The organism is Marinobacter sp. ELB17, from assembly GCF_000169375.1.
In the GTDB taxonomy this organism is placed as follows: Bacteria; Pseudomonadota; Gammaproteobacteria; order Pseudomonadales; family Oleiphilaceae; genus Marinobacter.
On record NZ_AAXY01000030.1, the window covers coordinates 1 to 24167 of the forward strand.

Genomic DNA, 24167 nt, shown 5'->3' on the forward strand with positions numbered 1-24167 from the left:
ACTCGAATAGGTGATCGAAATGAGAGCAGATGATAAAGCAATAAGGACCCTGTCGGCCCACATGCGGACTGCATTAGCCATTTCTGTGGCAGGTACTGTACTTGCTGCACTTTTTGGGCTGACCAACTCCGAGGGGCCAACAGTGATTTCCTTATTAATCCTCGCGGGGGCAATCACCGCAACTGGAATCGTTATTTTCCGAGGTATTGCCAGATCAAAGAAAATTGCGAGAGGCGAGCGGCGAATCTGACCCTTAACACCATGGGAAACTGAGGTTTGTAATGACTAATAACACCCAAAAGATTAGAGGGCCGGGTGTACGACGAAGTTCATATTAAACTGGGCTACCCAGCTGCAAATGATCGAGATCGAATACTGGTTCGTCCGTGGCGAGGCTTTAAATCCCAGAATATCGAACACAAACACTTCGGACCTGGCGAAAAGCCGTATATGCGATCCGGGTCAACTAATGGGAGATCGTACAACGTGCCAATAATCGGATATCTAATAGTTAAATCGAGGGCGATGGCATGAGCTACGAAACCCAATATGCAGCACGAATGATGATGAAAGGGCAGCATGCTGAGGAATCCCCGGCTGCCAATGAACGGAGACGACTGGAAAATATTGCGCTGGATCTGGCCGAGGCTGACGTAAAAAGTGCCTTCTCATCCGGCATAACCCCTCATAACGCGAAAGAGATCTTAACGTATCAACGCAACCGGATTGCCATCCGAAAATCAGAACTGGGGTTTTGACCCCTTTATTTTGGGGGAGAGCCAACATGGGAAGCCGGAGAGTTGTATATGAAGAAGCGTAAATTTTATCCACGCCAGGTAGCCAAAAGCTTGACTGGCAAAAGTCCAGAATCACTCACATTCGGTGAGCGTGCCGCGCTCCGTTTTTTTAAGATGAAAGGTCGCAAGATGGGCGTCGGAATCCAGATCGCACAAACCGAACTCGCTGATTTAAAAAGTTCTGGCCCTAAAGAATCGGCGGCGATTCTCGACAACGCGAATTCGCGAATTTTGATGACCATTCGGTGATGTGAAACCGGAGAAATCAGGAATGACAAAAAAGAAGAAAGCACTACAAATGGCAGTTTTTGTCGGAGTGATGGTGCTTGTATTCACTTCATTCACGCTTTGGGAGCTATTCATTCGGATTGGCCTAACAGGGAATGACAATGAACTAATGGGCGCTATTCTACCTTTCACGCCGCTTGTGTTGTCCGGCGCATTCAGTCTAGTAGCTTTTAGTTTGGCTCATCAGATATTTCGAGGTCATGTAGAAAAGAAAACTGACCTCGAAACCAGCGACAACGATTGATTAGAAACCGGAGAATTGAATGAAACAGAATGACTTTGAGATAGGCAAGACCTACAAACTCGTTATCCATCGATCTGCCGTTGCGGGTGAAGTCATCCCATCGACAGAAATTCTGAGAAAGGTGCTTGAGCCTGCATCAAAGGATAATACTGGCTATGACGACGGATCGACGGTGCCCGATGAAACGTTGTCGCAATGGTCGCAAGAGTTGCGCGTTGAAAACCCTGAGACCGGGCAGCGTCATATCTTGGGGCTGAGATCCATCAGGTCAGCAACACCTGTTTATCAAGTGACAAAATAGCATTGGAATCCGAAGGTTCTGGAAAGAAGGAAACACGAATGGCGATTGATGATTTTTTTGCAGGCTCAGCGGAAACAGTCGAGATCCTTGAGAACTCTGATGAAGCAGTTAAAGCGTTCACAAAGCATCTCGATACACACGGCAACACCAAGGTGGAACTGACCCCCGCTCACATTGAGGCGCTTCAAAAGGGCAAGTGCATCGCGGTTTACGATGGTGAATTTTCGACGTTCTTAACAGCGAAGGTTCCAGAAATATCAGATTAGAATCCAGAAAATGAGTAATTTTCAAGGAACGATTCGATTAATACTCACTACGTTTGTCATTACGGTCGCAGCATCTATCGGCTTTTTAGGTTTTCAGGATGCCTTACCGGTTCTTTTGATAATGTCACTGATTTTTTTACCGATCGTGATTATTTGGGGGCGGCATTACGTGAAATTTAGGAAATCGAAATTCCGTACATTTGAGGCATTCTGGCAAGCCGAACAACTAAAGTAACTATAGTGGAACTCGGATGAGTGAACACCAAGATCAAAGCGACTAAAGTAACTACAGTGGAAACCGCCAATGATTGAATTAAAGATATTAGCGCTTGCCATAGCCTGTTTGCTGATGGTTTCACAGTTGCTGGGCAAGAAGAACCGTCCAGTTGCCTTGGCGGGAAATACTTTGTTCTGGATAGGTGGAGTCACTGCTGTTATCCAGCGTCCAGATCCCTCCAGTACCGTTGCCATCAACGTTGCATTAGGATTAGTGGTGGTTGGCCTGGCCTTGGGAATCTGCTGGACGGGCCTGAACCTATGGTCGCCTTTCAAATCCGGTAGCCAGCAACGCAACTGAACGTGGGAGTCCGACTATGACCGACGATAACTGCAATGTTGTCGAGATAGATCGACCCCGCTGTAGCAGATGCGGTGCTGATCGGATGCTTGACGAGCTGAGCGGCTATGACCCACTTGCGGCTGTTGGTCAGCGCTACCGTGAAGCGTACTGTCGGAAGTTGGCTGACTGTCAAAGCCCGGAGGCAGCAGCCTTCTTGGCTGATCTTGTTAAACACATTCGATAGCTGGAAACTGCGCAATGAGAACCAGGATCACCGAAGAATACATCGAGGAAAAGGTAGAGGCCTATAACGTGGCTATCGAAGCTCTTCGTGAACATGAGCCAATGTCAGATGGTGATCCGAAAATGGCAAAGAAATTGCGCGAACAGTTGGCGAACAAACTTGATCGGGAGATCTACCGGTGGCTTGCCGAACACGGCCGCTGAAACAGTATAGGGAACCGGTATGACAGAAAAAGTAGCAACCAATACTCCACCGCCCCACCCGCTTTTCATTGTGGGGCTTTTGGCGATACCTAGCAGCTTCCTCTGGGGTCCGCTGATCATCCTATCCCTCTGCTGCCTGGGGTGGTGGTGTCACAGCATCGAGAAGCCAAGACTGCTCGAACGCCATAAAACTGAGGCTGAAGGTGAAAGTATCGACTTAGGGAAGTACCAATACCCCCTCACCGATTGCTCGATGACGCGACCGATGTTCTCCTATTTCCAACATGGATTTCCGCAAGTGAGACAACTGGTCACCCTGCAACACATGGATAGTGGAACAGTTCAGCAGTTCTGGCTCATAACTAGAACAGCTGGGCCGACCACACTGCATCCGATTATCTTTTAAGAAGTTGCGCTACCGCTCAAAATGATGATCTGCGCTACAGGTGAGCAGCGTGTATGCCTGATCACCGGCTCGCTTATGTAGTCACTTACAGATTGTCTTACGATTAGTAAGACGGTATACTTTGAGTGTTGCATGAAATCATTCAGACAGGAGATTGCGAAATGATCAGGGGTGAATCAACAGTCAGTGAAAAAGGCCAGTTAGTCATCCCTCGGGAGATCCGACACGCACTCGATGTTCAGAGGGGGGACAAGCTGGCATGGGTAGTGGAGGATGACGGCACTCTAAGGGTAACGATAGCCAAGGGTGACCTGATGGCGCTCAAGGGTCGGATCAAGAGTGGTGGGCGTTCTGTATCTATAGAGGAAATGGACGACGCTATTAAGTCCGGAGTTGTCTGCGAATGAAGGCTTTGGATACCAATGTTTTGGTTCGGTTTCTGGTCGATGCTGAAGGCGACCCCGAGCAGCACATCATCGCTGCGGATTTCATCGAGACTCACTGCACCGCAGACTCCCCGTGCGCCGTTTCAACCATTGCGCTCTGTGAGTTGGCCTGGGTTCTGCAACGAGCATACAAAGTATCCAGAGCGGATATAGCCGACCAAATCGCCGCATTACTTGATGCGCAGCAATTGGCGGTAATGGACAGAGAGTTGGTGCGTCGTGCCGTAGTCGATTACCGAAAATCCAATGCCGACTTTCCGGACCATCTAATTGCTTGGTTCGGGAAAGCCGCCGGGGCAGATGAGACAGCTACGTTCGACAAGAAAGCCGGGAAAACACCGCTTTTCCAATACATCGGCAAGTGAGTAAAAGCAGGAAAACGATCACAGGATTAATACATGACACTTAAAAACGATTATGACTTTTACTTTACCACCTGGATGTTTCGGGCTTGCCTTGTTTTGGGCGTCATAGTTTTCGGCTACCTGATTTACGAGATTCTAGCCAACTCTATAGACCGTGTGATTATCGGGATGATCGGTATTGTCGTCATCGGTTTCTTTTGGGTAAGCGCAGCTTGCGGTAGTGCTGCAAGAAAAATCAGACGGAATAATCTTTGAGATATGGGAATTCGACTATGACCGACGATAACTGCAATGTTGTCGAGATAGATCGACCCCGCTGTAGCAGATGCGGTGCTGATCGGATGCTTGACGAGTTGAACGGCTATGACCCACTTGCGGCTGTTGGTCAGCGCTACCGTGAAGCGTACTGTCGGAAGTTGGCTGACTGTCAAAGCCCGGAGGCAGCAGCCTTCTTGGCTGATCTTGTTAAACACTGCGTAAACCGCTGAAGGTTGCCACCCATTCCACCTGAAGCCTGCCACCCGGACCGGAGCAAGGCTGCCACCCATCGGAGCTTAGCGACGCGGGGATTTCATTGTTACTCCGAAGCTGTGGTGCCCGTCAACTTTGCTTGTCGTTTTCGCATGGATTCACCCCTGAGGTTGATCTTGTAGGCGTTGTGAACCAGCCGATCCAGAATGGCATCCGCCAGAGTGGCGTCACCGATGACGTCATGCCATTCCTCGATAGGGAGTTGGCTGGTGGCGATGGTGGAACGACGGCCATACCGGTCTTCCAGCACTTCCAGCAAGTCTCTTCGGTTCTCTGCGCTCAGTTTCATGAGCCCCCAATCGTCCAGGATCAGCACATCGACTTTGGCGAGGTTGGTCAGGAGTTTGGGGTACTGGCCGTCTCCTTTGGCGATGGTCAGTTCTCGTAGCAGCCGGGTCAGGCGAACGTACTGTGCGGTGTAGCCTTCCCGACAGGCTTTGTGCGCCAGGGCACAGGCCAGCCAGGTTTTGCCAACGCCGGTGGGGCCGGTGATGAGCACATTCAGGTGTTCCTTCACCCATTGGCAGCTTGCCAGGGATTGGATTAATCCCTTATCCAGGCCGCGTGAGTTCCGGTAATCCAGGTCTTCGAGAACGGCGGTGTGTCGCAGTCCAGCCCGGCGCAGCCGGCTGGTCAGGCGTCGGTTATCTCGTTCGGTCATCTCCCGATCGACCAGCAGTCCAAGGCGTTCCTCGAAGCTCAGTTCCGTGATGTCAGTCGTGGCCGACTGATCAGCCAGTGCGGCGGCCATGCCGGTCAATTTGAGGGCATGGAGTTTGTCCAGAGTCGGATGTTTCAGCATGTCAGGTTCCCTCAGTGGTAGTAGGTTGGGCCGCGGATGTTGTCGTGGGTATCCGGTAAGGCCAGCTCTTGCTGTTCTTCCAGGGGCTTCTGGTCCAGGCGGTGTTTGAGAATGGATTCAATGCTTTTGTAGCGGCAGCTACCCAGCATTAAGGCGCGCTGGCAGGCGGCTTCCAATCGTGCCTCGCCGTAGCTCTTTCCCAGCCGGAGAATGCCCAGGCAGGAGCGGTAGGCCTGCTGCGGGTGTTTGCGGGCACCCAGTGCGGTGCGGATGAGCTTTTCCGTCGCGGGTCCGGTCTTGGCCGCCCAGGCAGTGAGCCGTTCCGGCGACCACTCACCCGCCTGCCGATGGGATTCGGGCATATGGGCGGCGATGGTGGTATGCCGCCCCTTCTGGTCAGAGCGACGGTGGCTGGCGATCCGGTTGCCCCGGTAAAAACACTCAATGGTGTTGTGGGTGATCCGAACCTCCATGTTCGGCGTCAACTATCCTGTCCGGTCCGCGACAACTATGATGGCCGGTTGGGTGGTCTTACTTCTTACTCTTTGCAGCCTGCTTGAGATGCTGCTGTCTTCGGTAACTTTCCCCCTCTAATTCGATAATAGTTGCGTGGTGTATCAGCCGGTCTATGGCCGCTACAGTCATCATGCTGTCTGGGAAGATTTGATCCCACTCACTAAATGGTTGGTTGGCTGTGACGATTAGACTGCCACTCTCATAGCGATGGGCGATGAACTCGAACAGTACCTGGGTTTCTGCATCCGTCTTTTTTACATAACCGATGTCATCGATGATGACGACCCTGTATTTATCCAGCCGTGTCATGGCTGTCATCAAGTCGAGATCGCGCTTGGCCTGTTGTAAGTGCTGAACCAGCGCTATGGCAGGGAACAGTTTGCAGCGTACCCCCTGTTCGGTGAGTTGATGACCCAGTGCATTAGCGATATGGGTTTTGCCAGTGCCGCTGGGGCCAATCAACAGCACATTGTCGGCATGGTGTGCCCAGTCACTGTCTTGTTGCAGCCTTGCCAGTGCGGTGTTGCAGGGGCGGCTGAACGCGCTTTGATCAAGCGCTGAGAAGGTCTTGTTGGCGGCAAGTTTTGCCTCGCGTACCCACTTCTGGGTCCGGCGCTGGTAGCGGTCTGAGAGCTCGTACTCACACAATGCCGCTAGGTAATCGGTGTGTGACCAGTTCTTCTCAATGGCGGTTTCCCAGAGCGATTGGTAATGACGGTGGAAGGCCGGCAGACGGAGTTCTTTTAACAGTAAAGCGACAGAGCCTGTCATATCTGTGCCTCCTGACTGTTGATCGAGGACAGTAGCTCGTCGTAGCTCACTAAGGTGTGTTGGCTTGATGCAGAGCACTTGAGGTCTGGGTTGCCGCGAAGGTAGCGTGACTGGATCTCGGTAATGGACGCGAACCGGCCTGCTTGGGCCTCAATCAGCAGATCCTCCCCCAGCGACTGTTCATCATCGTACTCGAAGGCCAGTCGCAATGTTGTCACGATCCATTTGCAGGCTTCTCGGGCTTCAAGGTGCGTATCCGCAAGCTGCCAGAGTTGACGGTAGTTGTCGTCCGGGAGTAAGTCATCACGCAACTGAGAGTAACGGAAGGCCTGCGGCTTCGAGGCCAGCGAGCGGATAACGTGCCGGTAATTGACGCTGCGGGCGCGATTCTCGCCAGGTTTGGGGTAAATGCGCGGTAATGTCAGTGCCGGCTGCTGTCCGACGAACAGCACCAGCTTGTCGTGGTGCAACCGGATTTGTACCGACTCTCCAATCAGCCGCGATGGCACGGTGTAAACAACGCGCCGGACTTCGATCGTTGAGCTGCGCGTCACCTTAAAGTGGAGGGTCTGATACTCGGCCGCCGTAAACTCCGGCAGAGGCTGCAAGGCCGCCTGCTCTTCAAGCGCGCGCGATCGGTTGCGCTGATTGAGCTTGTCGACAACGCGATCAATAAAAGCCTGATAGTGCGCAACACCGTCGAAGTCACTGTGACCGCGCAATAACAACTGTTGTGCCAAGCGTTTCTTGAGCGAGCCATTGGCGCACTCCACTACGCCGTTTTCATGGGACTGCCCCAGATTATTGCGAGTGGGTGTCATGCGGTAATGCTGGCACAGCTCGCTATAAGCCTCAGTCCACACGTTTTGACGGTTATTGCGTGCCGCGCTTAAGCTGTCGGTGCGGTGCTCAATGGGACTGCCACCCACCTGTTGTAAGGCTCGCTGCAAGCCCGCCGCCAGAGCCGCATAACTCTCACCACCTTGAACGACGGTAACCGAGCGCCAACCGCTGTAGGCCAATCGAAATTGATAGAGCAGGTGTGGAAAGGTCTTGGATTGAATCGTAACCGGGTTGTCGGGGTGGGTAAAATCAGAAAACCCCTGTTGCGCCACAACCGCCTGCTGGCGAAAAATGACCTCGCGTTCCGGCCCGTGTAGCGCCCGCCAGAGCTTCACACGGCGTTGCAGGGTGCGCAGAATGGTCTGATCGTAGTGCTCAGGGTAATGCTCTTGCAGATAATCAAGCAGAGTTGTACCGGTCAGCTTAGGCTCATTTTCTAACAGATGGAGCAACTCTGTTTCCCAAACCGCTTCCAGTGGATCTTCTCGGGTACGCCATTGCCGCTCGGTGTCAAGGCAGGGTTTTTGTGCTGATGTCTCGATGCGTCGCCCAGATCGGACAGAAACGCCTGCCTTGGCGGCAGCTACTTCTTGGCTTGCGCCATTTTGTCGGTGCTGCATGTACAGCTCCTCTTGTCGGTTGGTTATGTGTTGACCAGGCACCTTGTGCTCCACAGTGGAAAACAAAGTACCGATTGTTACACCCAACCGGCCAAGATAATTGTCGTTAACCGGTCATCCTAATTGTCGCCGAACACCTCCACTTCCTTCTTGATCAGGGTGTAGGGTACCGAGTAGTAATGCCCGTCAACGGCTATGTGGTAGTCGATGTTCACCCGAGCCTTCTTCCACTCTGCGTAGACATACGGCTCTGCCGGTAGCGGCTGTAGAACGGGCTTGTCCAGTTGTTCGAAGTGGTCACGCCGGCAGCCGGGTAACTTCCGGAAGGGGCGGTTGTTGAGTTTCTCCAGCAGCTCACGGAGGGTTGCATTGAGCTGCCCGAGCGAGAAGTGCTGACGGTGGCGCAGCGCCGCCAGGATCCAGCGTTCGACGATCAGCACACCGCCTTCCACCTTGGCTTTATCACGTGGCTTTCGGACCCTCGTAGGGACAACGGCCACGCCGTAATGGGCGGCCATGTCCTGGTAGGTCGGGTTGAGATCCGGCTCGTATCGGTGAGCTTTGGTCACACCGGATTTTAGGTTATCCGGAATTACCAGTTCAGGCACTCCCATGAGGAATTCGAAGACCCGGATGTGGGAGCCAATCCAGTCCGGCAGCTTCTGGCTCCAGGTGGCTTCGGCGTAGGTGTAATTGGAAGCGCCCATAACCGCCACAAAGATCTGCGCCTCGTGGATCTCTCCGGTGGTGCGGTCAATGACGGGCACGGTCTGGCCGGCGTAGTCCACAAACAGCTTCTCACCCGCTCTATGGTCTTGGCGCATCACCAGGTCCAACTTGCCCTGCCAGGCCCGGTAGCGCTCGCAGAACCAGCTGTACTGATACCCCTCTGGGTTTGCCTGCCGGTACTCCTGCCAGAGCAGGAACAGAGTGACGTATTTACCCTTCAGTTCATCGTGAATCTGCTTCCAGTCCGGTATGCCTCGGACCTGAGCCGGCAAGTCTGGGGGTGGCGGAAACAGCATTTGTTCTAGGCGAGCCTCCCCCAGATCCTCCGGCAATGGCCAGTTCAGACCGGCTTCGGCCAAACGCCGAAGATACTCGCTTACCGTGGGGCGGCTGACGCCGCAGGCCGCCGCAATCTGTCGGTTGCTTAGCCCTCGCTCCCATTTCAGGCGAAGGACTTCTTTGATCTTACGCATGGATAACCTCTTTGCTGGCATCTGATCTTCTCCGGATGAAAAGACTCAGAGTACCGTTAAGTTATCCCGCGTCGGACGGTTTCGATGGGGCGGACCAGGCAACCTGCCGGGGTGGCAGCTTTGCCGTGGAATCAGTGGCAGCTTTCGCGTGGAATGGGTGGCAGGCTTCGTCTGGAATCAGTGGCAACCTTGGTCTGGAATACGCAAACACATTCGATAGCTGGAAACTGCGCAATGAGAACCAGGATCACCGAAGAATACATCGAGGAAAAGGTAGAGGCCTATAACGTGGCTATCGAAGCTCTTCGTGAACATGAGCCAATGTCAGATGGTGATCCGAAAATGGCAAAGAAATTGCGCGAACAGTTGGCGAACAAACTTGATCGGGAGATCAACCGGTGGCTTGCCGAACACGGACGCTGAAACAGCATAGGGAACCGATCATGTCTGGATCTATTAATGTGAAGTGTCCGCATTGCGGTAAGTCAGCGCTATGCAGCCCGAGTAAAGGCATTTGGTGTTCTCATTGCAAAAACGGTCACGCCTAATTTCCATGGGAAAACGTTGCCGAGGCTTTGGTATGGGTCAGGTTGGGAGTGACGCTCTTGTCCTTTCGTCAACAGGATTTCACAGCAAGCAACACATCGGCAGCGTGGGTGTCGCGGTAATGCGCTTGTCGGCCACGGGCACTATTCGATGGGTGCTTCGCTTTTCATCAAGTCTACTTAGCAATGAAGAAGGTTTATACGATGACAATGAGCTGCAATGGATCTGAAATAGCAGTAGAACGTCATGCCAGTCCGTAAGCGGATTTTGCACCTTCCAGTAAAAGCCGAATACGATCAAATGAAGGACGGTGCCAAGCTCTTTGAGTACCGATTACAGACAGACTACTGGCGGAAAAGATTAGAGGGCCGGGTGTACGACGAAGTTCATATTAAACTGGGCTACCCAGCGGCAAATGATCGAGATCGAATACTGGTTCGTCCGTGGCGAGGCTTTAAATCCCAGAATATCGAACACAAACACTTCGGACCTGGCGAAAAAGCCGTATATGCGATCCGGGTCAACTAATGGGAGATCGTACAACGTGCCAATAATCGGATATCTAATAGTTAAATCGAGGGCGATGCCATGAGCTACGAAACCCAATATGCAGCACGAATGATGATGAAAGGGCAGCATGCTGAGGAATCCCCGGCTGCCAATGAACGGAGACGACTGGAAAATATTGCGCTGGATCTGGCCGAGGCTGACGTAAAAAGTGCCTTCTCATCCGGCATAACCCCTCATAACGCGAAAGAGATCTTAACGTATCAACGCAACCGGATTGCCATCCGAAAATCAGAACTGGGGTTTTGACCCCTTTATTTTGGGGGAGAGCCAACATGGGAAGCCGAGGTTTCCGAGCCGGCGACCCAAAAATCTGTCCTACTTTGTCGATCGATCGACTATGGCATACTGAGGGAAATCACGCAGACAAGGATTATAAACATGGAAATCGAAATGACTTTTGAAGAATTCAAGGCATCCGGCAATCTAGTGCATTTCAACGACCTTACTTACTGAAGAACAGAAGGACTGGGCCGTTAATTATGATGGCTGCGAGGTGATCTTATACCTGAACGGGAGCGGGCCAGCGTTGTGTAAAGAAGGCGACGTGTACTGGTTCGAGGACTATAAAGAGCGGTTCACAGGAAGCAAGGAAGATATGGAACGCAAGTATTTCGATTTCTGCCGGGAAATGATTGTCTCCGACACGGAGTAGCGTTTCAAGCAAGCCTGATTCAGCGGCCCGACTGGCCTGAATAGTTAACGAAAATGCCAAACCGATCCTAAGCCATTTAGCTTAATTGTGGCGGGATTTTTTCCAGCCTCAGCATTTCCGTGAGGGTAGATATCGCATTCTTTCAGATACTGAAAACTTATATAATGGGCATGTAATGTAATAGAAAGATAAAGAGCCAGTTGGCTGGGAAAAATCTAAACCTTATAGTGAGAGTGATTATGACAATTGATCGTAAGTTTGAAATTGCAGCTAAAAATCCAGTTAATGGAAAGACGTACACCCATAAGGATTCCTTGTTGCTTTGCGCTAAAGACCGCGCAGTTCCTGCGGCACTTCGCACTTACAAAGAGGAGTGTGTAAAGCTGGGCTCTAATCCAGAGCACGTTGAGAGCATTGATCTTTTAATTGCTCGCGTTGAGCAGTATCAAAAGGATATTGAATCCAAAATACCAGACACGCTTGGCGCGGAGCTTGAACGCTGCATCGGTGGGGTTGGCGTCGAAAGCGAATAAAAGTGAGTGGTCGTCCTTCCGCATTAACAGGGGACAAGAAATTAACATTCGGTTGTCTGCAGATAGCATTGGAAATCGGTATCGAGCCAATAATTACGTCGTTGTAAGACTTGCAGGTTTTGAAAGTCGTGTGACGATTTAATGCAAAATCAACTGATAAATAGTTGCGTGAAAAACGGAGAAGTGGATGTCGATAAATTTCAAAACCACCCTGTTGCTTATATTGACCCCATTCTTGATCTTTTGGGGCTGGCAAGTTGGTATTGGTTTAGCGGGCTTGCTGTTTGGCTCTGGGACTGAATTATTCATCGTGGCGCCGTCTCACTTCGGTTGGTATATCGCTGCGCTTATTCTGGTCAGCCTCAAGCTGATCGCAATTACTGCGAACTCAGCACGGCTCTGGGTGTTCAACTGGATCAGCGATGACCAGGCAAATAATTAGGATTGGAAATCGGCGTCCTGCCCCCGGCTGATATTTAACGGGTTGTGATGCGCTGACATACAGTGACAGGTAGGAAGTTTGGGAGAGGGATTATGGGCGATCAGAAAAGCCACGGACTGGTGCCGACCCAGTGGATTGAAACCAAGACTGGGGCCAGGATCGAGCGCACGTCGCGGCCGGAGGATACCCCAACTTTTGCGGTTCGGATGCATGGTAACTGCTTAAGTCGTGATGGTGAATGGGAGTTGGAGCCACAACCATCCAGCCGCGACGACGAGTTTTTGGAAAAGCATCGGTGGACTGACCTTTCGGAAGCCGAAAAGGCTCTCCGAGACGCAGATTATTCACCATTCTTTGGCCCAGCGGCTTAATTGGAATTCGCCGGCCCGACCGCCTGTATCGACATTCATTAGTCAGGAGACTCGCTAAGCGTGAGCAAGACACAATCCAGCTTCTATCGTCGTCTTTACGTCGCCCACCTCATTGACACTGGCGTGAGCACCGTGCCGGCGATTATGCGGGTAACAGGCATGCCTAGGCGCACTGCGCAGGGCACGATCGCTGCGCTGGGCGAAATCGGAGTTGTCTGTGAGTTCGTCGGCCCGACCAAGACCGGAAATTACAGAATTAACGACTGGGGCCCGATCAAGGAAGAATGGATTCGAAATCACTTGCAGCACCTTATTGAAGTGCTACAATATCCATAAATTGATTGTTGGAATTCGGGAGAATTTGAATGAGTAGTAAACAGATGAGTTTTGGTAAATTTATCGCCACCGGCAGCGTTGCGATTGTGGCCGCCCTAGCCGTTCTTCATTTTACCTGGGCAGGCCCCCAAATTGAGCAGAAGGAGAAAATGATCGCGCTGGTCAACTCGGCTCACGCCGTTCAAATCATGGCCATTCAGAATTACGCGCTTATGCCTGACGCCAGCGCCTCATCCATTGACTTGAACAGAGCATTCCCGAACACGAACTCGATGAACAATCTCCTTCGCCTATCCGGCGAGACAGGTATCAGAATAAAAACCGAGTTTGGTGAAAGCTCCATGGGCAACGCGCTTGCATTATCTAACTACGTTCTGACGGGAAATGGTCAGCCGCAGTTTTTGGAATTAGAAGAACTTCGAGATGTGATCAGTGAACGCCGAGAGCGTTTAATGGATTCGGTGCCGCTTTGGCCTTGGTCGTAACATGGGAATCCGGGGTTCGATTTTGTCTGATGACTAAGAAATTCAGTTAGATGATCTCCGGCAACGGGTGTGGGTACATTGCTCTGACGGATCGACGGTTGCTCGGTTTGACAGTCGGTTCGGAATGGATATCCATAGGTCGGTAACTGAGCAGTTGGCTGGGGCGTCACAGTGTCTCTATTGCACACATGAGCAACCCTCTTTGTCTGACTGGGAAACGTTTCGGTGCAAAGTAGAGCAACATTTTGGGGTGCTGGTTCCGGCCAGTGCAGTCGAGATTAACTTGTGAGGCCGGGAGATCAACCGCTGGGCTACTGAACATAGCAATTAAACAATATTGGAAATTCAGTATGACTGACGACAAAAATCATCTGCCCTTTGGACATCTGAGCGACGAGCTAACGATGGCAGGCGGCATATATGCAACACCTGAGCTATCCAAAGTTCTGAATATGGCTCGTGGAGGTTACCGGCCCGAAGTTGATATGCAAAAGCTTATCGATGGAAAATTTACGACAGGTGAAGGTGTTCTAATAATAAACCCTGATCTGGACGATGCAGCTATAGCTACTGATATTCGTCGGGCTTTAGAGGCGGCCAAAGGCAAACCATTCCGGGTTGTTCAAGCGCCCGGATCGATCAAAGACTAACGTGGAAATACGAAGAGGTTGGTTATGGCTACGAAAAACGCTGCATTTTACAGCTGCAAAGCTGGGCGTCCAGACACAATCAAGAGTCACCGGGCCCAAGCAGCGGCACAGGCCGTAGCTGGTGAGTTAGGGCAGATTTGGATCACCGAATCAGGCAAGCAGCGCCAGGTGCATATGTCTTCCGCTGGAACCTGGATGACCGTTGAGCCCGATAGATATCTCGCAGTTGATTTGAAGGCAGCGCTAAAAACAGAAGGGCTGATCGAGTCGAATATATAATGGGAATACGGGTGCGGGAGTTCGGCATGAACTACGAAGAAGGCGAGACGGTTAGCTGGGAATACGGACACGCTTATTTGAAGGTGGTCAAAATCATTAGGATCGAAGCGTCTCGCGTCAGGCTGCGTGGAATTACATCCGAATACTGGATGAAAAGAACCACATTCGATAAGAACCTTGGCAAACCTGTGCCAAGAGCTTCATCGATGGCCACCGCGAATACGCTTTAACACCATGGGAATTCGGTTTCAGGGAGATGGCTCGATTAAAGTAAGCACAAAAGCCAAGATGATGCGTGTAGTCGAGATAGATCGACCCCACTGTAGCAAATGCGATACGGATCGGACGATAGGCCAACTGAACGGCTACGATCCACTTGCACCTGTTGGTCAACGCTACCGGAATGCGTACTGCCGGAAGCTGACTGGCTGCAAAAGCCCACAAGCATCGGGTTTACTGGCCGACCTTGTTAAACATCTTAGATAGTTGGAAACCGGATGAGTAGACATCAAGATCAAAACGACCCACTTAATGGCCCTCAATATCAAACTGGCAAGCCCTGCGTTGAGCCTGGCTGTGATCGGCCAGCGGGAACGCATTGGTCGCCGCATTGGTGCCAACAATGCAATTCCGAACGAATAAGCCGGATTGGCTCGTTTTTGGAACAGGAAGTGGCCAAAGTGCAGAGCCAAAAAAAGTAACAATGGGAATTCGTCGTTCCGACCCACCGCATCGAGATTCATTAGCCAGGAGATTCGCTAAGCGTGAGCAAGACACAATCCAGCTTCTACCGGCGGCTTTACGTTGCCTATCTCATTGACACTGGCGTGAGCACTGTTCCGGCGATCATGCGGGTCACAGGCATGCCCAGGCGCACTGCGCAGGGCACGATCGCTGCGCTGGGCGAAATCGGGGTTGTGTGTGAGTTCATTGGCGCGACAAAGACCGGAAATTACAAGATTAACGATTGGGGTCCGATCAAAGAAGAGTGGATTCGAAATCACTTGCAGCACCTCTGTGATGTGCTACAATACCCTTAAATTCATTATTGGAATTCGGAGTAATCATTATGAATACAGACAAGCAGGCGATCAATTTCTGTATCAACCACCTCATCGGGGCCCTGGTCGCTGCAATCGCTTTCATATTCACCGCAGATTGGGTTGGGCTTAGAGCCCCGGAGGGTCCAACTGCGCTATCCATCATTCTTGTTGCAACAGGAGTGGTAGTCGCTGGGGTGGTAATTTATCGCGGAGTAACGGTCTCAAAAAAGATCGCCAGATGCTCGCCCAAACACTCTCAGTAATATTGGAAACAACACAATGAAGATGGCAACACAACCGGTGTTTGATGGCCCACCCAAGTGCCAACTACGAATATCTGGCGCGTGAGCAACTGAAACTGGGCATTGACTGGAGCTTGGAGTCGATTGCAGCAGCAGTTCCAGTGGGCATAGAGGATCAGATCGACCGCTTAGAATCGGACGATGAACTTGATGATGGCGCGCGGTGGCGGGGACTCGAAGTGAGTGGTGCGCCTATGGCATGGTTGCCTAAAGGACTGGTGCTTATCACGATGAGAAAGCGCGACGATGGCGAGATCAAAACCAAAGCATGCTTTATACAAGTTCAATAATGGGAGTTCAGTTAGTGATGAGCGATAGTAGAAATAAAGGTCTGTATGGCAAGTATCACGTTGAACGTAACGACGGCAAGCCGCTAAATGACGGCTGTATTGTGCTGGAGTGGGGAGACGCCAATGCACGAAAAGGGATTGAAGCCTTTGCTCGGGCTGTGCGTGAAGATGGGTACGGATCTCTCGCCGATGATCTGGGAAAGAAGCTGGCCACATACACCAGATGAACAATATGGGAGAACGGAATGATGATTGGTGAAATGAATAATCTGCTTCAACCACAATTTCTCGTTACAACAGTGATCAGCGTTCTTGTACTTCTTTACTCCTTAGTTGCAAGGCGCCAATCAGTGCAAGAGCGCAACAGGGTTAAGGCATTGGCACTAGTGACGCGCCAGTGGGAGGGTGAGAATTACTCTCCAGAGCGGATCGCGTGGCTAGACAGGCACGCTGGACGACCGTCTGTAATGGATGACTAGATTCTGTACGAAAAGCACTAAATGAGAGTATGGGAACTCGAATAGGTGATCGAAATGAGAGCAGATGATAAAGCAATAAGGACCCTGTCGGCCCACATGCGGACTGCATTAGCCATTTCTGTGGCAGGTACTGTACTTGCTGCACTTTTGGGGCTGACCAACTCCGAGGGGCCAACAGTGATTTCCTTATTAATCCTCTCGGGGGCAATCACCGCAACTGGAATCGTTATTTTCCGAGGTATTGCCAGATCAAAGAAAATTGCGAGAGGCGAGCGGCGAATCTGACCCTTAACACCATGGGAAACTGAGGTTTGTAATGACTAATAACACCCAAAAGATTAGAGGGCCGGGTGTACGACGAAGTTCATATTAAACTGGGCTACCCAGCGGCAAATGATCGAGATCGAATACTGGTTCGTCCGTGGCGAGGCTTTAAATCCCAGAATATCGAACACAAACACTTCGGACCTGGCGAAAAAGCCGTATATGCGATCCGGGTCAACTAATGGGAGATCGTACAACGTGCCAATAATCGGATATCTAATAGTTAAATCGAGGGCGATGCCATGAGCTACGAAACCCAATATGCAGCACGAATGATGATGAAAGGGCAGCATGCTGAGGAATCCCCGGCTGCCAATGAACGGAGACGACTGGAAAATATTGCGCTGGATCTGGCCGAGGCTGACGTAAAAAGTGCCTTCTCATCCGGCATAACCCCTCATAACGCGAAAGAGATCTTAACGTATCAACGCAACCGGATTGCCATCCGAAAATCAGAACTGGGGTTTTGACCCCTTTATTTTGGGGGAGAGCCAACATGGGAAAACGGTTCCAAGAGGACGCAAGAATGAGCTTTAAATCTGAATATCCGCTCGGGGCTGCTGACGTTGAGATTATAGATAAATCTCTGGAGTCACGGGGGGCCTTTGAAAAACGCACTAGCTCTTGCGCCAGTACCCATTTGTTATTAACGCCCGAGCACCAGAGTGCGCTCAAGCAGGGCAAGTGCATAGCTGTTTATGACGGTGAATATGCGATATTCATTGCCAATTCGTGTGACAGCGATAACGACAAAAATATTTAATGGCTACATTGGAAAATGGAGAACTTTGGCTATGAGTAGAAAGATGGGTTTTTGGAATTTTATTGCTATCGGATGCCTCGGAATTTTGGTTGGCATCGCGGTTTTTCATTTTGCCTGGTCAGCTCCCCAGGTCGAACGAAAAGGAAAAATGAGTGAGGTCGTTAATGCCGCTCACTCTGTTCAGTTGGCGGCAATCCAACATTACGCTCTAATGCCCGGCGCGAACGCATCCAACATTGACTTGGAGCAGAACTTTCCCGATAAGGGGGCCGCAAGCCGCCTCCTAGCGCTATCAACCGAAACGGGAATATACACCGATACTGGTTTTGTTAAAGGAACCTTCGGGAACGCGCTCGCTCTATCCAACTTCGTGCTGATGGGGAATAGTAACCCTCAATTTTTAACGGTTACCGAGATGAAAAGTGTAATTACTCAGCGACGCAACAATTTGATGAATTCGGTGCCGCTTTGGCCCTGAGTGTGCCAGGAAAATTCCGCCTGGCAACAATACGCACCGAGATTCTATTTCGACGGCCCCCTATCATGAACTCAGCTACCTAGTGGCCGTTCCGGGTAAAACGTCGAAGTTGGGCGGGAGGCTTTTCTGGTGTTCGAATTCAAATCTAAACTCACAAAATAATTATGGGACACCAGAGAGATGACCGATAATGCTAAACAAGCCTTCCTTAAAAAGAAGACGCTATTAGATAACTCCCATCAGCAAAATGATTGGCGTAATAGCAAATTAAAAGTTGTATTGATCGGTTTTGCGGTCTTTATATTAATGTGGATTGGCATGATCAATGAACTGCTAGTGAAAGCATCTATAGATCGCTCCCGTGCTTTCCTAAGTCTGCAAGAAGACTTGACTGAAGCCTGCGCCATAAGAAAACCTTGTGGTTGGATGGTATTGGATGTCGTTCGTGAGGGAATGTTTGCTTCCCTTGCCGACATTGAGACGCTTCGCTTAGGTGACGACTACAACATCGTAGTGTCAGAAGATGGGGTGAGTGTCACTGCAATGCCCAAAGGATTTTTCTGGGGCTATGCTCCAAGCGACAAAAATGTTGATAGGGCGTATGAGGTAGCGGCTATGTCGAGCGACGATTTCAATACTGCCCCAGCAATCTTCACTCACTATTAGTAATTGCAATCGGACGCAACGATCCAGAACGCTTTCGTGCCGTCGATCAGTTTCTGAATGAACTAACCGAAAAATATGAAGCCATTGTGAATGGCTGAATCATGGGAACCCGGATGAGTGAACACCAAGATCAAAGCGACTAAAGTAACTACAGTGGAAACCGCCAATGATTGAATTAAAGATATTAGCGCTTGCCATAGCCTGTTTGCTGATGGTTTCACAGTTGCTGGGCAAGAAGAACCGTCCAGTTGCCTTGGCGGGAAATACTTTGTTCTGGATAGGTGGAGTCACTGCTGTTATCCAGCTTCCAGATCCCTCCAGTACCGTTGCCATCAACGTTTCATTAGGGTTAGTGGTGGTTGGCCTGGCCTTGGGAATCTGCTGGGCGGGCCTGAACCTATGGTCGCCTTTCAAATCCGGTAGCCAGCAACGCAACTGAACGTGGGAATGCGGACTATGGATGCTGAAGTACAGATTGCGCAGGACACTCACGGTTTTTATTTTATCCGGATTGAAGATGCCGAGGGTGTAAAAGAGGTTCGGCTGACTCCGGAAGAGTTCGCGAAAGCGATCACTGGCAAGTTGGCCAAGGCAACAACAAACTGAACATTGGAAATCGGAGCACAGCGCCAATGAGTTCAGAACAAATAGTCGAAATTTCACACAAGCTGTACACATGTCGAAAACAAGCGATTTTTTTGAAAGGAGAGGACGGGTTCAGGCAAGAAGTGGAGAAGTGGGAGCCCACTTTTAAGGCGGCGATGGCGAAACTTGATTGCGATATTCTGCCTGCTCTGTCGGGATTGCTGGAAGCAGCGAAAGGAAAGCCTGATGAGGGGCTGCTTATGCATGTTCTCTGCGCCGTTGGGTGTGAGTTGGCCGAGCCTTCTTTAGACCGATCAAAAACCTATGTCTTGGCGGTCGATGATGAGGAACGTCAAGAGCCTGGCCCTTCGCCGGGCTGAAAATTGGAATTCGGAGAGTTGTATATGAAGAAGCGTAAATTTTATCCACGCCAGGTAGCCAAAAGCTTGACTGGCAAAAGTCCAGAATCACTCACATTCGGTGAGCGTGCCGCGCTCCGTTTTTTTAAGATGAAAGGTCGCAAGATGGGCGTCGGAATCCAGATCGCACAAACCGAACTCGCTGATTTAAAAAGTTCTGGCCCTGAAGAATCGGCGGCGATTCTCGACAACGCGAATTCGCGAATTTTGATGACCATTCGGTGATGGGAATCGGTATCGAGCCAATAATTACGTCGTTGTAAGACTTGCAGGTTTTGAAAGTCGTGTGACGATTTAATGCAAAATCAACTGATAAATAGTTGCGTGAAAAACGGAGAAGTGGATGTCGATAAATTTCAAAACCACCCTGTTGCTTATATTGACCCCATTCTTGATCTTTTGGGGCTGGCAAGTTGGTATTGGTTTAGCGGGCTTGCTGTTTGGCTCTGGGACTGAATTATTCATCGTGGCGCCGTCTCACTTCGGTTGGTATATCGCTGCGCTTATTCTGGTCAGCCTCAAGCTGATCGCAATTACTGCGAACTCAGCACGGCTCTGGGTGTTCAACTGGATCAGCGATGACCAGGCAAATAATTAGGATTGGAAATCGGCCATGAAACAAAAGACTGAGAGCCCAAATGAAGATCTGCCGGCCGATGAAGGGCATCAGGCCTTCCGGGGCAGAAAGACACCGGATGATAACCCGTACCAGGAAGACGACTGGCGTCATAGTGAATGGCAGTTCGGTTGGGACTGTGATGAGCAGTCAAATCCTGACTTGTTTGACTGGCCAACTGGCAAATTCAAGTAATGGGAATACGGACAAGTGATGACAATTGAATCTTATAAAAACATACCTGACGAACAGCGCTATTCAGGTGAGTTTAGTGCGGCGACCATTGAGAGTCACCTGAAGCTATCGCGAACAGGGTTTTTGGTGCGCTTGTGGTCTGGAGTGAAGAAAAGCGCGGTTCGGCATATTGGTAGTTTTCTATGCGCATGTGCAGTTCTTTACGGTTTAGCGTCTGGATACGACGCTGGCTTAGAACAGATCCAGCCGTTGTTGCGCTTTCTTTTCGCGATGTGGACGACCTCATTTATTTGTGCGAGTTTAGTTCGAGTGGTCGCATACCCGACACGAAGAAGCGCAAAAGAGGATTTATTGCTGATCAGGTCTACCTATCTGGAACATGCCCCTGATCACCCGCTAAAAGCGTAATGGGAAAACGACTATGACCGACGATAACTGCAATGTTGTCGAGATAGATCGACCCCGCTGTAGCAGATGCGGTGCTGATCGGACGCTTGACGAGCTGAACGGCTATGACCCACTTGCGTCCGTTGGTCAGCGCTACCGCGAAGCGTACTGTCGGAAGTTGGCTGACTGCCAAAGTCCGGAGGCAGCAGCCTCCCTGGCTGATCTTGCTAAACACATTTGATAGTTGGAAACCGGAGCTTCCGAGATGATAGCAACACAGCCGATGTTTGATGACCCAAGTGCCAACTACGAATATCTGGCGCGTGAGCAACTAAAACTGTGCGATGACTGGGTCCTAGAGTCGATTGCAACAGCTGTTCCAGTGGGCATAGAGGATCAGATCGACCGCTTAGAATCGGACGATGAACTTGACGATGGAGCGCGGTGGCGAGAACTCGATGTAAATGGTGCGCCTATGGCATGGTTTCCTAAAGGACTGGTGCTTATTACCGGCCCTAACGCCCAAGTATAAATCAAGGGAGAATTCAATTGGAGGTAGATCATGGACCTAAAGCCTGGAAAGGATTTTACTAAGTCGCCATTGCTTTGGAGGTTACTTGCCATGCTATTAGTTGCAGTAGCCCTTTTCGCGATCGGCAAAGGAGTTCAAGAGGGTATGCGCGGTGAGGCTCTTTGGTGGTGGCATGTAGGAGTTGGTATGTTTGCCCTAGCAGTCTCTATTGTGCCATTCATGTTCGCATCTTTTTTTGCAGAAGATAAAATGGATCGCGTCCAACGCGAAAGTACAACAGCCAATCTAATTCAGAACGCTCCTGGGCGTTCATAATCTGCCAAAATTGACTGAGCAACGATAAGCGAGGCACATCGTGCAACAGAAACTGAGCATCTGGACTATCTACGAAAATACCAAGGACTTCCCAGGCAAATTTGTTGCGCGGAGATTTGAGCTCGACCAGCCCACCAGAGATCACTTCGTGGGCGCCAGTGCCGAGGCTGTCCGTGACTGGGTGCAAGAGGAAGCCGCTAAGATGGGGCAGGGCGTGCCTTACCGCCTGCCGAGACAACCAGAAGACGACACCGTAATTCTAGAAAGTTGGGTTTGATTTAGGTCTGCGTTTTGTTACGCTAAGCGAAACAAAGCGCGGAGCGCAGTATGCAGCCTATACAGCAGCTAGAACAGTGGCTATTACGAACAAAGTCTGGAATCAATGCGTACCTGTATTCAGCCGCGGCTTTTCGATCTCTCTTCCCAGACCTTAGTGCAGGCGCCTATCGATCGCTACTTCGTCGTGCTGAAAAGCGCGGATTGCTTGAGCGCGTGTGTAAAGGCATCTACCAATATGCGGGAAATCCTGACAGCAGCGGTTCAATCCTTTTTCACGCAGCTGCGCTTTTACGTGCTCGAAATTTTAATTACATCAGCCTTGAAACCGCGCTCAGCGAAGCGGGGCTGATCTCTCAAGTTCCGATAGCCTGGATTACGATTGTAAGCACTGCGAGGTCAGCCACAATTAATTGCGGTCGCTTTGGAACAATAGAGTTTCTGCACACCGAACGTGCAATGTCCGAGATAGCAGGCGAGCTGAATTACGACGTCAGCCGGCACTTATTCCTGGCCTCACCCACATTGGCACTGGCGGACATGCAGCGATTTAACCGGCCCACCATCAACCTTGTTACGGAGGTTTAGGATGACGCTATTTGACACATTGGTTAGCGAGGCCATCAGGAACCAGCGTGAGCTAATTGCGCTGCGCCCTGTTGTCATCAAAGAAATATTACATCACGATATTCTGCGCGAGTTAAGCCATGCAGATCTTCTCAAAAAACTGACCTTCATAGGCGGAACCTGCCTCCGCGCCTGTTATGGTTCTAGCAGGCTAAGCGAGGATCTGGATTTTACGGGCGGAGCTGGTTTCAACAAGGATGAGCTGGATAAGCTGAAGGTCACGCTGGAAGTGCGGTTAACTGAGAAATACGAACTGCCGATCTCTGTAACAGAACCCAAAGCTGAGAAGCAGGGAAATGTAGATACTTGGAAACTCCAAGTAAACACACAACCTGAGCGTCCAGATATGCCAGCTCAAAGAATTCACTTAGACATTTGCGCGGTACCCAGCTACCAGATCACCCCACGGACGCTTCAGAACCACTACGGGATCAATCTTGGTACAGAATCATTAATAATTAAGGCCCAGACGCGCGAGGAAATCTTTGCAGACAAGCTGCTCGCATTTGCTATGCGGCCAGGACGAATCAAGTATCGAGACGTATGGGACATTGGCTGGCTAGCCCAAAATGGCATTGAGCCTGCACTTGACCTTCTCAACGCCAAGCTGGCGGATCACGGGGAACTGGAAGATGACTTTCTGATTCGGTCGGACGAACGGTTAGGGCAACTGGTAAACGATGAACAGCAACACAGAGATTTTGTTTTTGAAATGACGCGATTTATCCCTCCTGATCGCCTAGACCAAACACTTAGGCAGGAAGGGTTCTGGACGTACCTCTCCAACACGGTCATAGAGAAGGTGCGCCAGGCACAAAATCGGGTTGAGAGTGACGCCACTCATGACACAGGCCCTTCATTCTTGATGTAGGCTCGCGAAAGAAAATCGAAAATCTAAATTGAAATTCAGGGAGATTAATGATGTTGACCACCCAGCTGGGACTTAATGGTGACCGAACATGACGATAAACCGAAAAAATAAATTACAGGAAATTGTAAACAAGATCATCGACGGCCGGGAAGCTGCATACAGCCGTCAAAGTGCCCTTGTAGACGAATTAGAGCGCCTGATTGAATACGCCATGCTCAACGGTGACCCTCGCCCCGTTCACCCTTCAGAAGCCCAAGCCGCGCAACTGATCGCTAGCGCCATTAACGATCTTGGGTACCAGGCTGACGCTAACATAGGCCGGGATCTTTGGGAGCTTGTATCGGAAGACGCGCAGGCGCAATGGCTATACCCACCAGAGACGGTCGACGGCGTTTATAATGCCCTGGTAAATACCGCCGAGAACATGGTGAAGGGTTGGTGCAACATTCAGTTCGTGTGAGGTGGAAAGCCGATCGCACCTGACCATCAGGCGTAGAACGCCTATTTGCCAGGCGCTTGAAAGCAAAAATCTCGGTGAATCTGAGTTTGTAGCTAAAGCACTCGCCACACCCACCCTCATAAAGCCACAAATTTCAGTGACAACTCGGTCACGAGCCGTAAGGCGAGTCGGCCCCATAAGGGTGAGGGCGCAGCCTGACCCCGAATACGAAGCAAGGGCCAAAGCCCGCCCGAGGCGAAGCCTCCACCAAGCACCGCTTGTCAAAAGCGTA

At 50.8% G+C, this 24167-nt stretch carries 45 protein-coding genes and 2 pseudogenes; 42 read left to right on the forward strand and 5 right to left on the reverse strand.

Translation table 11 applies throughout. From position 1 onward, the window contains the following. The first annotated feature begins 19 nt into the window (after positions 1-19). The 12 genes from MELB17_RS26575 (at position 20) to MELB17_RS19835 (ending at position 4374) form a co-directional block, all read left to right on the forward strand. Positions 20-250, forward strand: coding sequence for a DUF202 domain-containing protein (locus MELB17_RS26575; protein ID WP_007352122.1), 231 nt, complete (start codon positions 20-22; stop codon positions 248-250). A 280-nt stretch (positions 251-530) separates the two neighbouring features. Continuing rightward, positions 531-758 (forward strand): hypothetical protein, encoded by a 228-nt coding sequence (locus MELB17_RS19780; protein ID WP_007352123.1) that lies wholly within the window; start codon positions 531-533, stop codon positions 756-758. A 48-nt stretch (positions 759-806) separates the two neighbouring features. Beyond that, on the forward strand, positions 807-1046 hold the full coding sequence (locus MELB17_RS19785; RefSeq protein WP_007352124.1) for a hypothetical protein: 240 nt from the start codon (positions 807-809) through the stop codon (positions 1044-1046). 22 nt (positions 1047-1068) lie between these two features. Next, on the forward strand, positions 1069-1329 hold the full coding sequence (locus MELB17_RS19790; RefSeq protein ID WP_007352125.1) for a hypothetical protein: 261 nt from the start codon (positions 1069-1071) through the stop codon (positions 1327-1329). A gap of 19 nt (positions 1330-1348) precedes the next feature. Beyond that, complete coding sequence (locus MELB17_RS19795; protein ID WP_007352126.1) at positions 1349-1630, forward strand: hypothetical protein; 282 nt, start codon at positions 1349-1351, stop codon at positions 1628-1630. 38 nt (positions 1631-1668) lie between these two features. Continuing rightward, positions 1669-1896: a hypothetical protein gene (locus MELB17_RS19800; RefSeq protein ID WP_007352127.1), complete on the forward strand. Its 228-nt coding sequence runs from the start codon at positions 1669-1671 to the stop codon at positions 1894-1896. A 304-nt stretch (positions 1897-2200) separates the two neighbouring features. Next, on the forward strand, positions 2201-2473 hold the full coding sequence (locus MELB17_RS19810) for a hypothetical protein (RefSeq protein WP_007352129.1): 273 nt from the start codon (positions 2201-2203) through the stop codon (positions 2471-2473). 240 nt (positions 2474-2713) lie between these two features. Then, positions 2714-2902: a hypothetical protein gene (locus MELB17_RS19815; RefSeq protein WP_007352130.1), complete on the forward strand. Its 189-nt coding sequence runs from the start codon at positions 2714-2716 to the stop codon at positions 2900-2902. A 19-nt stretch (positions 2903-2921) separates the two neighbouring features. Then, a complete protein-coding gene (locus tag MELB17_RS19820) occupies positions 2922-3308 on the forward strand; it encodes a hypothetical protein (RefSeq protein WP_007352131.1) in 387 nt (128 codons plus the stop codon). A 161-nt stretch (positions 3309-3469) separates the two neighbouring features. Then, the gene (locus MELB17_RS19825) at positions 3470-3715 is read left to right on the forward strand and encodes an AbrB/MazE/SpoVT family DNA-binding domain-containing protein (RefSeq protein ID WP_007352132.1); all 246 of its coding nucleotides are present in this window, start codon (positions 3470-3472) and stop codon (positions 3713-3715) included. After that, positions 3712-4119, forward strand: a complete 408-nt coding sequence (locus MELB17_RS19830; protein ID WP_007352133.1) for a PIN domain-containing protein — start codon at positions 3712-3714, stop codon at positions 4117-4119. The genes MELB17_RS19825 and MELB17_RS19830 overlap by 4 nt, the downstream gene beginning before the upstream one ends. 33 nt (positions 4120-4152) lie before the next feature. After that, positions 4153-4374, forward strand: coding sequence for a hypothetical protein (locus tag MELB17_RS19835; RefSeq protein ID WP_007352134.1), 222 nt, complete (start codon positions 4153-4155; stop codon positions 4372-4374). 322 nt (positions 4375-4696) lie between these two features. Here the strand turns inward: MELB17_RS19835 and istB (MELB17_RS19840) are convergent, their stop codons facing one another. The 5 genes and pseudogenes from istB (MELB17_RS19840) to istA (MELB17_RS19860) form a co-directional block, all read right to left on the reverse strand. Next, on the reverse strand, positions 4697-5452 hold the full coding sequence (istB, locus tag MELB17_RS19840; RefSeq protein WP_007352135.1) for an IS21-like element helper ATPase IstB: 756 nt from the start codon (positions 5450-5452) through the stop codon (positions 4697-4699). Positions 5453-5463: 11 nt separating this feature from the next. After that, positions 5464-5925, reverse strand: a pseudogene (locus tag MELB17_RS19845) (IS21 family transposase); the annotation flags it as partial. A gap of 58 nt (positions 5926-5983) precedes the next feature. Further along, positions 5984-6739: an IS21-like element helper ATPase IstB gene (gene istB / locus MELB17_RS19850; protein ID WP_007348516.1), complete on the reverse strand. Its 756-nt coding sequence runs from the start codon at positions 6737-6739 to the stop codon at positions 5984-5986. Next, positions 6736-8202: an IS21 family transposase gene (istA, locus tag MELB17_RS19855; protein WP_007352137.1), complete on the reverse strand. Its 1467-nt coding sequence runs from the start codon at positions 8200-8202 to the stop codon at positions 6736-6738. The genes istB (MELB17_RS19850) and istA (MELB17_RS19855) overlap by 4 nt, the downstream gene beginning before the upstream one ends. A gap of 134 nt (positions 8203-8336) precedes the next feature. Beyond that, positions 8337-9425: pseudogene (gene istA / locus MELB17_RS19860) on the reverse strand (IS21 family transposase); the annotation flags it as partial. 213 nt (positions 9426-9638) lie between these two features. Here istA (MELB17_RS19860) and MELB17_RS19865 point away from each other — a divergent pair. From MELB17_RS19865 to MELB17_RS20015, 30 genes are all read left to right on the forward strand, one after another. Then, entirely contained in the window at positions 9639-9827 is a 189-nt protein-coding gene (locus MELB17_RS19865; protein ID WP_007352139.1) for a hypothetical protein, read from the forward strand. Positions 9828-10538: 711 nt separating this feature from the next. After that, positions 10539-10766, forward strand: coding sequence for a hypothetical protein (locus MELB17_RS19875; protein ID WP_007352123.1), 228 nt, complete (start codon positions 10539-10541; stop codon positions 10764-10766). A gap of 645 nt (positions 10767-11411) precedes the next feature. Next, positions 11412-11705: a hypothetical protein gene (locus MELB17_RS19880; RefSeq protein WP_007352143.1), complete on the forward strand. Its 294-nt coding sequence runs from the start codon at positions 11412-11414 to the stop codon at positions 11703-11705. Between the two features lie 187 nt (positions 11706-11892). Continuing rightward, positions 11893-12147, forward strand: coding sequence for a hypothetical protein (locus MELB17_RS19885; protein ID WP_007352144.1), 255 nt, complete (start codon positions 11893-11895; stop codon positions 12145-12147). 92 nt (positions 12148-12239) lie between these two features. Next, positions 12240-12518, forward strand: coding sequence for a hypothetical protein (locus MELB17_RS19890; RefSeq protein WP_007352145.1), 279 nt, complete (start codon positions 12240-12242; stop codon positions 12516-12518). Between the two features lie 60 nt (positions 12519-12578). Then, the gene (locus MELB17_RS19895; RefSeq protein WP_007352146.1) at positions 12579-12854 is read left to right on the forward strand and encodes a helix-turn-helix domain-containing protein; all 276 of its coding nucleotides are present in this window, start codon (positions 12579-12581) and stop codon (positions 12852-12854) included. 29 nt (positions 12855-12883) lie between these two features. Continuing rightward, a complete protein-coding gene (locus MELB17_RS19900; RefSeq protein WP_007352147.1) occupies positions 12884-13339 on the forward strand; it encodes a hypothetical protein in 456 nt (151 codons plus the stop codon). A gap of 350 nt (positions 13340-13689) precedes the next feature. Beyond that, positions 13690-13989, forward strand: a complete 300-nt coding sequence (locus MELB17_RS19905; protein ID WP_007352148.1) for a hypothetical protein — start codon at positions 13690-13692, stop codon at positions 13987-13989. Positions 13990-14013: 24 nt separating this feature from the next. Beyond that, entirely contained in the window at positions 14014-14268 is a 255-nt protein-coding gene (locus MELB17_RS19910; protein ID WP_007352149.1) for a hypothetical protein, read from the forward strand. Positions 14269-14294: 26 nt separating this feature from the next. Next, positions 14295-14498, forward strand: a complete 204-nt coding sequence (locus tag MELB17_RS19915) for a hypothetical protein (protein WP_157133361.1) — start codon at positions 14295-14297, stop codon at positions 14496-14498. A 534-nt stretch (positions 14499-15032) separates the two neighbouring features. Beyond that, positions 15033-15308 (forward strand): helix-turn-helix domain-containing protein, encoded by a 276-nt coding sequence (locus MELB17_RS19920; protein WP_007352152.1) that lies wholly within the window; start codon positions 15033-15035, stop codon positions 15306-15308. Positions 15309-15618: 310 nt separating this feature from the next. Continuing rightward, on the forward strand, positions 15619-15903 hold the full coding sequence (locus MELB17_RS19930; RefSeq protein ID WP_007352154.1) for a hypothetical protein: 285 nt from the start codon (positions 15619-15621) through the stop codon (positions 15901-15903). Positions 15904-15920: 17 nt separating this feature from the next. After that, positions 15921-16130: a hypothetical protein gene (locus MELB17_RS19935; protein ID WP_157133362.1), complete on the forward strand. Its 210-nt coding sequence runs from the start codon at positions 15921-15923 to the stop codon at positions 16128-16130. Between the two features lie 818 nt (positions 16131-16948). Next, on the forward strand, positions 16949-17176 hold the full coding sequence (locus tag MELB17_RS19945) for a hypothetical protein (protein ID WP_007352123.1): 228 nt from the start codon (positions 16949-16951) through the stop codon (positions 17174-17176). 56 nt (positions 17177-17232) lie between these two features. Continuing rightward, on the forward strand, positions 17233-17469 hold the full coding sequence (locus MELB17_RS19950; protein ID WP_157133363.1) for a hypothetical protein: 237 nt from the start codon (positions 17233-17235) through the stop codon (positions 17467-17469). Between the two features lie 31 nt (positions 17470-17500). Beyond that, positions 17501-17947, forward strand: a complete 447-nt coding sequence (locus MELB17_RS19955) for a hypothetical protein (protein ID WP_007352158.1) — start codon at positions 17501-17503, stop codon at positions 17945-17947. 180 nt (positions 17948-18127) lie between these two features. Then, positions 18128-18613: a hypothetical protein gene (locus MELB17_RS19960; RefSeq protein WP_007352159.1), complete on the forward strand. Its 486-nt coding sequence runs from the start codon at positions 18128-18130 to the stop codon at positions 18611-18613. 166 nt (positions 18614-18779) lie between these two features. Further along, complete coding sequence (locus tag MELB17_RS19965; protein WP_007352160.1) at positions 18780-19052, forward strand: hypothetical protein; 273 nt, start codon at positions 18780-18782, stop codon at positions 19050-19052. Positions 19053-19069: 17 nt separating this feature from the next. Further along, the gene (locus MELB17_RS24740; RefSeq protein WP_007352161.1) at positions 19070-19219 is read left to right on the forward strand and encodes a hypothetical protein; all 150 of its coding nucleotides are present in this window, start codon (positions 19070-19072) and stop codon (positions 19217-19219) included. A 26-nt stretch (positions 19220-19245) separates the two neighbouring features. Continuing rightward, positions 19246-19578: a hypothetical protein gene (locus MELB17_RS19970; RefSeq protein ID WP_007352162.1), complete on the forward strand. Its 333-nt coding sequence runs from the start codon at positions 19246-19248 to the stop codon at positions 19576-19578. Between the two features lie 24 nt (positions 19579-19602). Continuing rightward, entirely contained in the window at positions 19603-19842 is a 240-nt protein-coding gene (locus tag MELB17_RS19975; RefSeq protein WP_007352163.1) for a hypothetical protein, read from the forward strand. A 118-nt stretch (positions 19843-19960) separates the two neighbouring features. After that, the gene (locus MELB17_RS19980; RefSeq protein WP_007352144.1) at positions 19961-20215 is read left to right on the forward strand and encodes a hypothetical protein; all 255 of its coding nucleotides are present in this window, start codon (positions 19961-19963) and stop codon (positions 20213-20215) included. A 15-nt stretch (positions 20216-20230) separates the two neighbouring features. Continuing rightward, positions 20231-20428 carry a hypothetical protein gene (locus MELB17_RS19985; RefSeq protein ID WP_007352164.1) on the forward strand — a complete coding sequence of 66 codons (198 nt, stop codon included), beginning with the start codon at positions 20231-20233 and terminating at the stop codon, positions 20426-20428. 18 nt (positions 20429-20446) lie between these two features. Next, complete coding sequence (locus MELB17_RS24745; protein WP_157133364.1) at positions 20447-20836, forward strand: hypothetical protein; 390 nt, start codon at positions 20447-20449, stop codon at positions 20834-20836. A 244-nt stretch (positions 20837-21080) separates the two neighbouring features. Continuing rightward, on the forward strand, positions 21081-21347 hold the full coding sequence (locus tag MELB17_RS19990; RefSeq protein ID WP_007352165.1) for a hypothetical protein: 267 nt from the start codon (positions 21081-21083) through the stop codon (positions 21345-21347). A 30-nt stretch (positions 21348-21377) separates the two neighbouring features. Then, positions 21378-21662, forward strand: coding sequence for a hypothetical protein (locus MELB17_RS19995; protein ID WP_007352166.1), 285 nt, complete (start codon positions 21378-21380; stop codon positions 21660-21662). A gap of 40 nt (positions 21663-21702) precedes the next feature. Further along, the gene (locus MELB17_RS20000) at positions 21703-21939 is read left to right on the forward strand and encodes a hypothetical protein (protein ID WP_007352167.1); all 237 of its coding nucleotides are present in this window, start codon (positions 21703-21705) and stop codon (positions 21937-21939) included. A gap of 50 nt (positions 21940-21989) precedes the next feature. Continuing rightward, on the forward strand, positions 21990-22526 hold the full coding sequence (gene abiEi / locus MELB17_RS26580; protein WP_007352168.1) for a type IV toxin-antitoxin system AbiEi family antitoxin: 537 nt from the start codon (positions 21990-21992) through the stop codon (positions 22524-22526). A gap of 1 nt (position 22527) precedes the next feature. Continuing rightward, positions 22528-23436, forward strand: a complete 909-nt coding sequence (locus MELB17_RS20010; protein ID WP_007352169.1) for a nucleotidyl transferase AbiEii/AbiGii toxin family protein — start codon at positions 22528-22530, stop codon at positions 23434-23436. Between the two features lie 88 nt (positions 23437-23524). Next, positions 23525-23896 (forward strand): hypothetical protein, encoded by a 372-nt coding sequence (locus MELB17_RS20015; protein WP_007352170.1) that lies wholly within the window; start codon positions 23525-23527, stop codon positions 23894-23896. The last annotated feature ends 271 nt before the right edge of the window (positions 23897-24167 follow it).

What these genes read in the sequence shown, in the direction of transcription:
- MELB17_RS19875 (WP_007352123.1), top strand. Translation starts at nt 10,539, where the DNA reads ATGAGCTACGAAACCCAATATGCAGCACGAATGATGATGAAAGGGCAG.
- MELB17_RS19830 (WP_007352133.1), top strand. Translation starts at nt 3,712, where the DNA reads ATGAAGGCTTTGGATACCAATGTTTTGGTTCGGTTTCTGGTCGATGCT.
- MELB17_RS19800 (WP_007352127.1), top strand. Translation starts at nt 1,669, where the DNA reads ATGGCGATTGATGATTTTTTTGCAGGCTCAGCGGAAACAGTCGAGATC.
- abiEi (WP_007352168.1), top strand. Translation starts at nt 21,990, where the DNA reads ATGCAGCCTATACAGCAGCTAGAACAGTGGCTATTACGAACAAAGTCT.
- istB (WP_007352135.1), bottom strand. Translation starts at nt 5,452, where the DNA reads ATGCTGAAACATCCGACTCTGGACAAACTCCATGCCCTCAAATTGACC.
- MELB17_RS26575 (WP_007352122.1), top strand. Translation starts at nt 20, where the DNA reads ATGAGAGCAGATGATAAAGCAATAAGGACCCTGTCGGCCCACATGCGG.
- MELB17_RS20010 (WP_007352169.1), top strand. Translation starts at nt 22,528, where the DNA reads ATGACGCTATTTGACACATTGGTTAGCGAGGCCATCAGGAACCAGCGT.
- MELB17_RS19980 (WP_007352144.1), top strand. Translation starts at nt 19,961, where the DNA reads ATGTCGATAAATTTCAAAACCACCCTGTTGCTTATATTGACCCCATTC.
- istA (WP_007352137.1), bottom strand. Translation starts at nt 8,202, where the DNA reads ATGCAGCACCGACAAAATGGCGCAAGCCAAGAAGTAGCTGCCGCCAAG.
- MELB17_RS19945 (WP_007352123.1), top strand. Translation starts at nt 16,949, where the DNA reads ATGAGCTACGAAACCCAATATGCAGCACGAATGATGATGAAAGGGCAG.
- MELB17_RS19820 (WP_007352131.1), top strand. Translation starts at nt 2,922, where the DNA reads ATGACAGAAAAAGTAGCAACCAATACTCCACCGCCCCACCCGCTTTTC.
- MELB17_RS19955 (WP_007352158.1), top strand. Translation starts at nt 17,501, where the DNA reads ATGAGTAGAAAGATGGGTTTTTGGAATTTTATTGCTATCGGATGCCTC.
- MELB17_RS24740 (WP_007352161.1), top strand. Translation starts at nt 19,070, where the DNA reads ATGGATGCTGAAGTACAGATTGCGCAGGACACTCACGGTTTTTATTTT.
- MELB17_RS19985 (WP_007352164.1), top strand. Translation starts at nt 20,231, where the DNA reads ATGAAACAAAAGACTGAGAGCCCAAATGAAGATCTGCCGGCCGATGAA.
- MELB17_RS19865 (WP_007352139.1), top strand. Translation starts at nt 9,639, where the DNA reads ATGAGAACCAGGATCACCGAAGAATACATCGAGGAAAAGGTAGAGGCC.
- MELB17_RS19970 (WP_007352162.1), top strand. Translation starts at nt 19,246, where the DNA reads ATGAGTTCAGAACAAATAGTCGAAATTTCACACAAGCTGTACACATGT.
- MELB17_RS19950 (WP_157133363.1), top strand. Translation starts at nt 17,233, where the DNA reads ATGAGCTTTAAATCTGAATATCCGCTCGGGGCTGCTGACGTTGAGATT.
- MELB17_RS19890 (WP_007352145.1), top strand. Translation starts at nt 12,240, where the DNA reads ATGGGCGATCAGAAAAGCCACGGACTGGTGCCGACCCAGTGGATTGAA.
- MELB17_RS19880 (WP_007352143.1), top strand. Translation starts at nt 11,412, where the DNA reads ATGACAATTGATCGTAAGTTTGAAATTGCAGCTAAAAATCCAGTTAAT.
- MELB17_RS19905 (WP_007352148.1), top strand. Translation starts at nt 13,690, where the DNA reads ATGACTGACGACAAAAATCATCTGCCCTTTGGACATCTGAGCGACGAG.
- MELB17_RS19960 (WP_007352159.1), top strand. Translation starts at nt 18,128, where the DNA reads ATGACCGATAATGCTAAACAAGCCTTCCTTAAAAAGAAGACGCTATTA.
- MELB17_RS19995 (WP_007352166.1), top strand. Translation starts at nt 21,378, where the DNA reads ATGGACCTAAAGCCTGGAAAGGATTTTACTAAGTCGCCATTGCTTTGG.
- MELB17_RS20015 (WP_007352170.1), top strand. Translation starts at nt 23,525, where the DNA reads ATGACGATAAACCGAAAAAATAAATTACAGGAAATTGTAAACAAGATC.
- MELB17_RS24745 (WP_157133364.1), top strand. Translation starts at nt 20,447, where the DNA reads ATGACAATTGAATCTTATAAAAACATACCTGACGAACAGCGCTATTCA.
- MELB17_RS19825 (WP_007352132.1), top strand. Translation starts at nt 3,470, where the DNA reads ATGATCAGGGGTGAATCAACAGTCAGTGAAAAAGGCCAGTTAGTCATC.
- MELB17_RS19785 (WP_007352124.1), top strand. Translation starts at nt 807, where the DNA reads ATGAAGAAGCGTAAATTTTATCCACGCCAGGTAGCCAAAAGCTTGACT.
- MELB17_RS19935 (WP_157133362.1), top strand. Translation starts at nt 15,921, where the DNA reads ATGAGCGATAGTAGAAATAAAGGTCTGTATGGCAAGTATCACGTTGAA.
- MELB17_RS19885 (WP_007352144.1), top strand. Translation starts at nt 11,893, where the DNA reads ATGTCGATAAATTTCAAAACCACCCTGTTGCTTATATTGACCCCATTC.
- MELB17_RS19965 (WP_007352160.1), top strand. Translation starts at nt 18,780, where the DNA reads ATGATTGAATTAAAGATATTAGCGCTTGCCATAGCCTGTTTGCTGATG.
- MELB17_RS19835 (WP_007352134.1), top strand. Translation starts at nt 4,153, where the DNA reads ATGACACTTAAAAACGATTATGACTTTTACTTTACCACCTGGATGTTT.
- MELB17_RS19900 (WP_007352147.1), top strand. Translation starts at nt 12,884, where the DNA reads ATGAGTAGTAAACAGATGAGTTTTGGTAAATTTATCGCCACCGGCAGC.
- MELB17_RS19815 (WP_007352130.1), top strand. Translation starts at nt 2,714, where the DNA reads ATGAGAACCAGGATCACCGAAGAATACATCGAGGAAAAGGTAGAGGCC.
- MELB17_RS19790 (WP_007352125.1), top strand. Translation starts at nt 1,069, where the DNA reads ATGACAAAAAAGAAGAAAGCACTACAAATGGCAGTTTTTGTCGGAGTG.
- MELB17_RS19975 (WP_007352163.1), top strand. Translation starts at nt 19,603, where the DNA reads ATGAAGAAGCGTAAATTTTATCCACGCCAGGTAGCCAAAAGCTTGACT.
- istB (WP_007348516.1), bottom strand. Translation starts at nt 6,739, where the DNA reads ATGACAGGCTCTGTCGCTTTACTGTTAAAAGAACTCCGTCTGCCGGCC.
- MELB17_RS19990 (WP_007352165.1), top strand. Translation starts at nt 21,081, where the DNA reads ATGATAGCAACACAGCCGATGTTTGATGACCCAAGTGCCAACTACGAA.
- MELB17_RS19780 (WP_007352123.1), top strand. Translation starts at nt 531, where the DNA reads ATGAGCTACGAAACCCAATATGCAGCACGAATGATGATGAAAGGGCAG.
- MELB17_RS19915 (WP_157133361.1), top strand. Translation starts at nt 14,295, where the DNA reads ATGAACTACGAAGAAGGCGAGACGGTTAGCTGGGAATACGGACACGCT.
- MELB17_RS19810 (WP_007352129.1), top strand. Translation starts at nt 2,201, where the DNA reads ATGATTGAATTAAAGATATTAGCGCTTGCCATAGCCTGTTTGCTGATG.
- MELB17_RS19795 (WP_007352126.1), top strand. Translation starts at nt 1,349, where the DNA reads ATGAAACAGAATGACTTTGAGATAGGCAAGACCTACAAACTCGTTATC.
- MELB17_RS19930 (WP_007352154.1), top strand. Translation starts at nt 15,619, where the DNA reads ATGGCCCACCCAAGTGCCAACTACGAATATCTGGCGCGTGAGCAACTG.
- MELB17_RS19910 (WP_007352149.1), top strand. Translation starts at nt 14,014, where the DNA reads ATGGCTACGAAAAACGCTGCATTTTACAGCTGCAAAGCTGGGCGTCCA.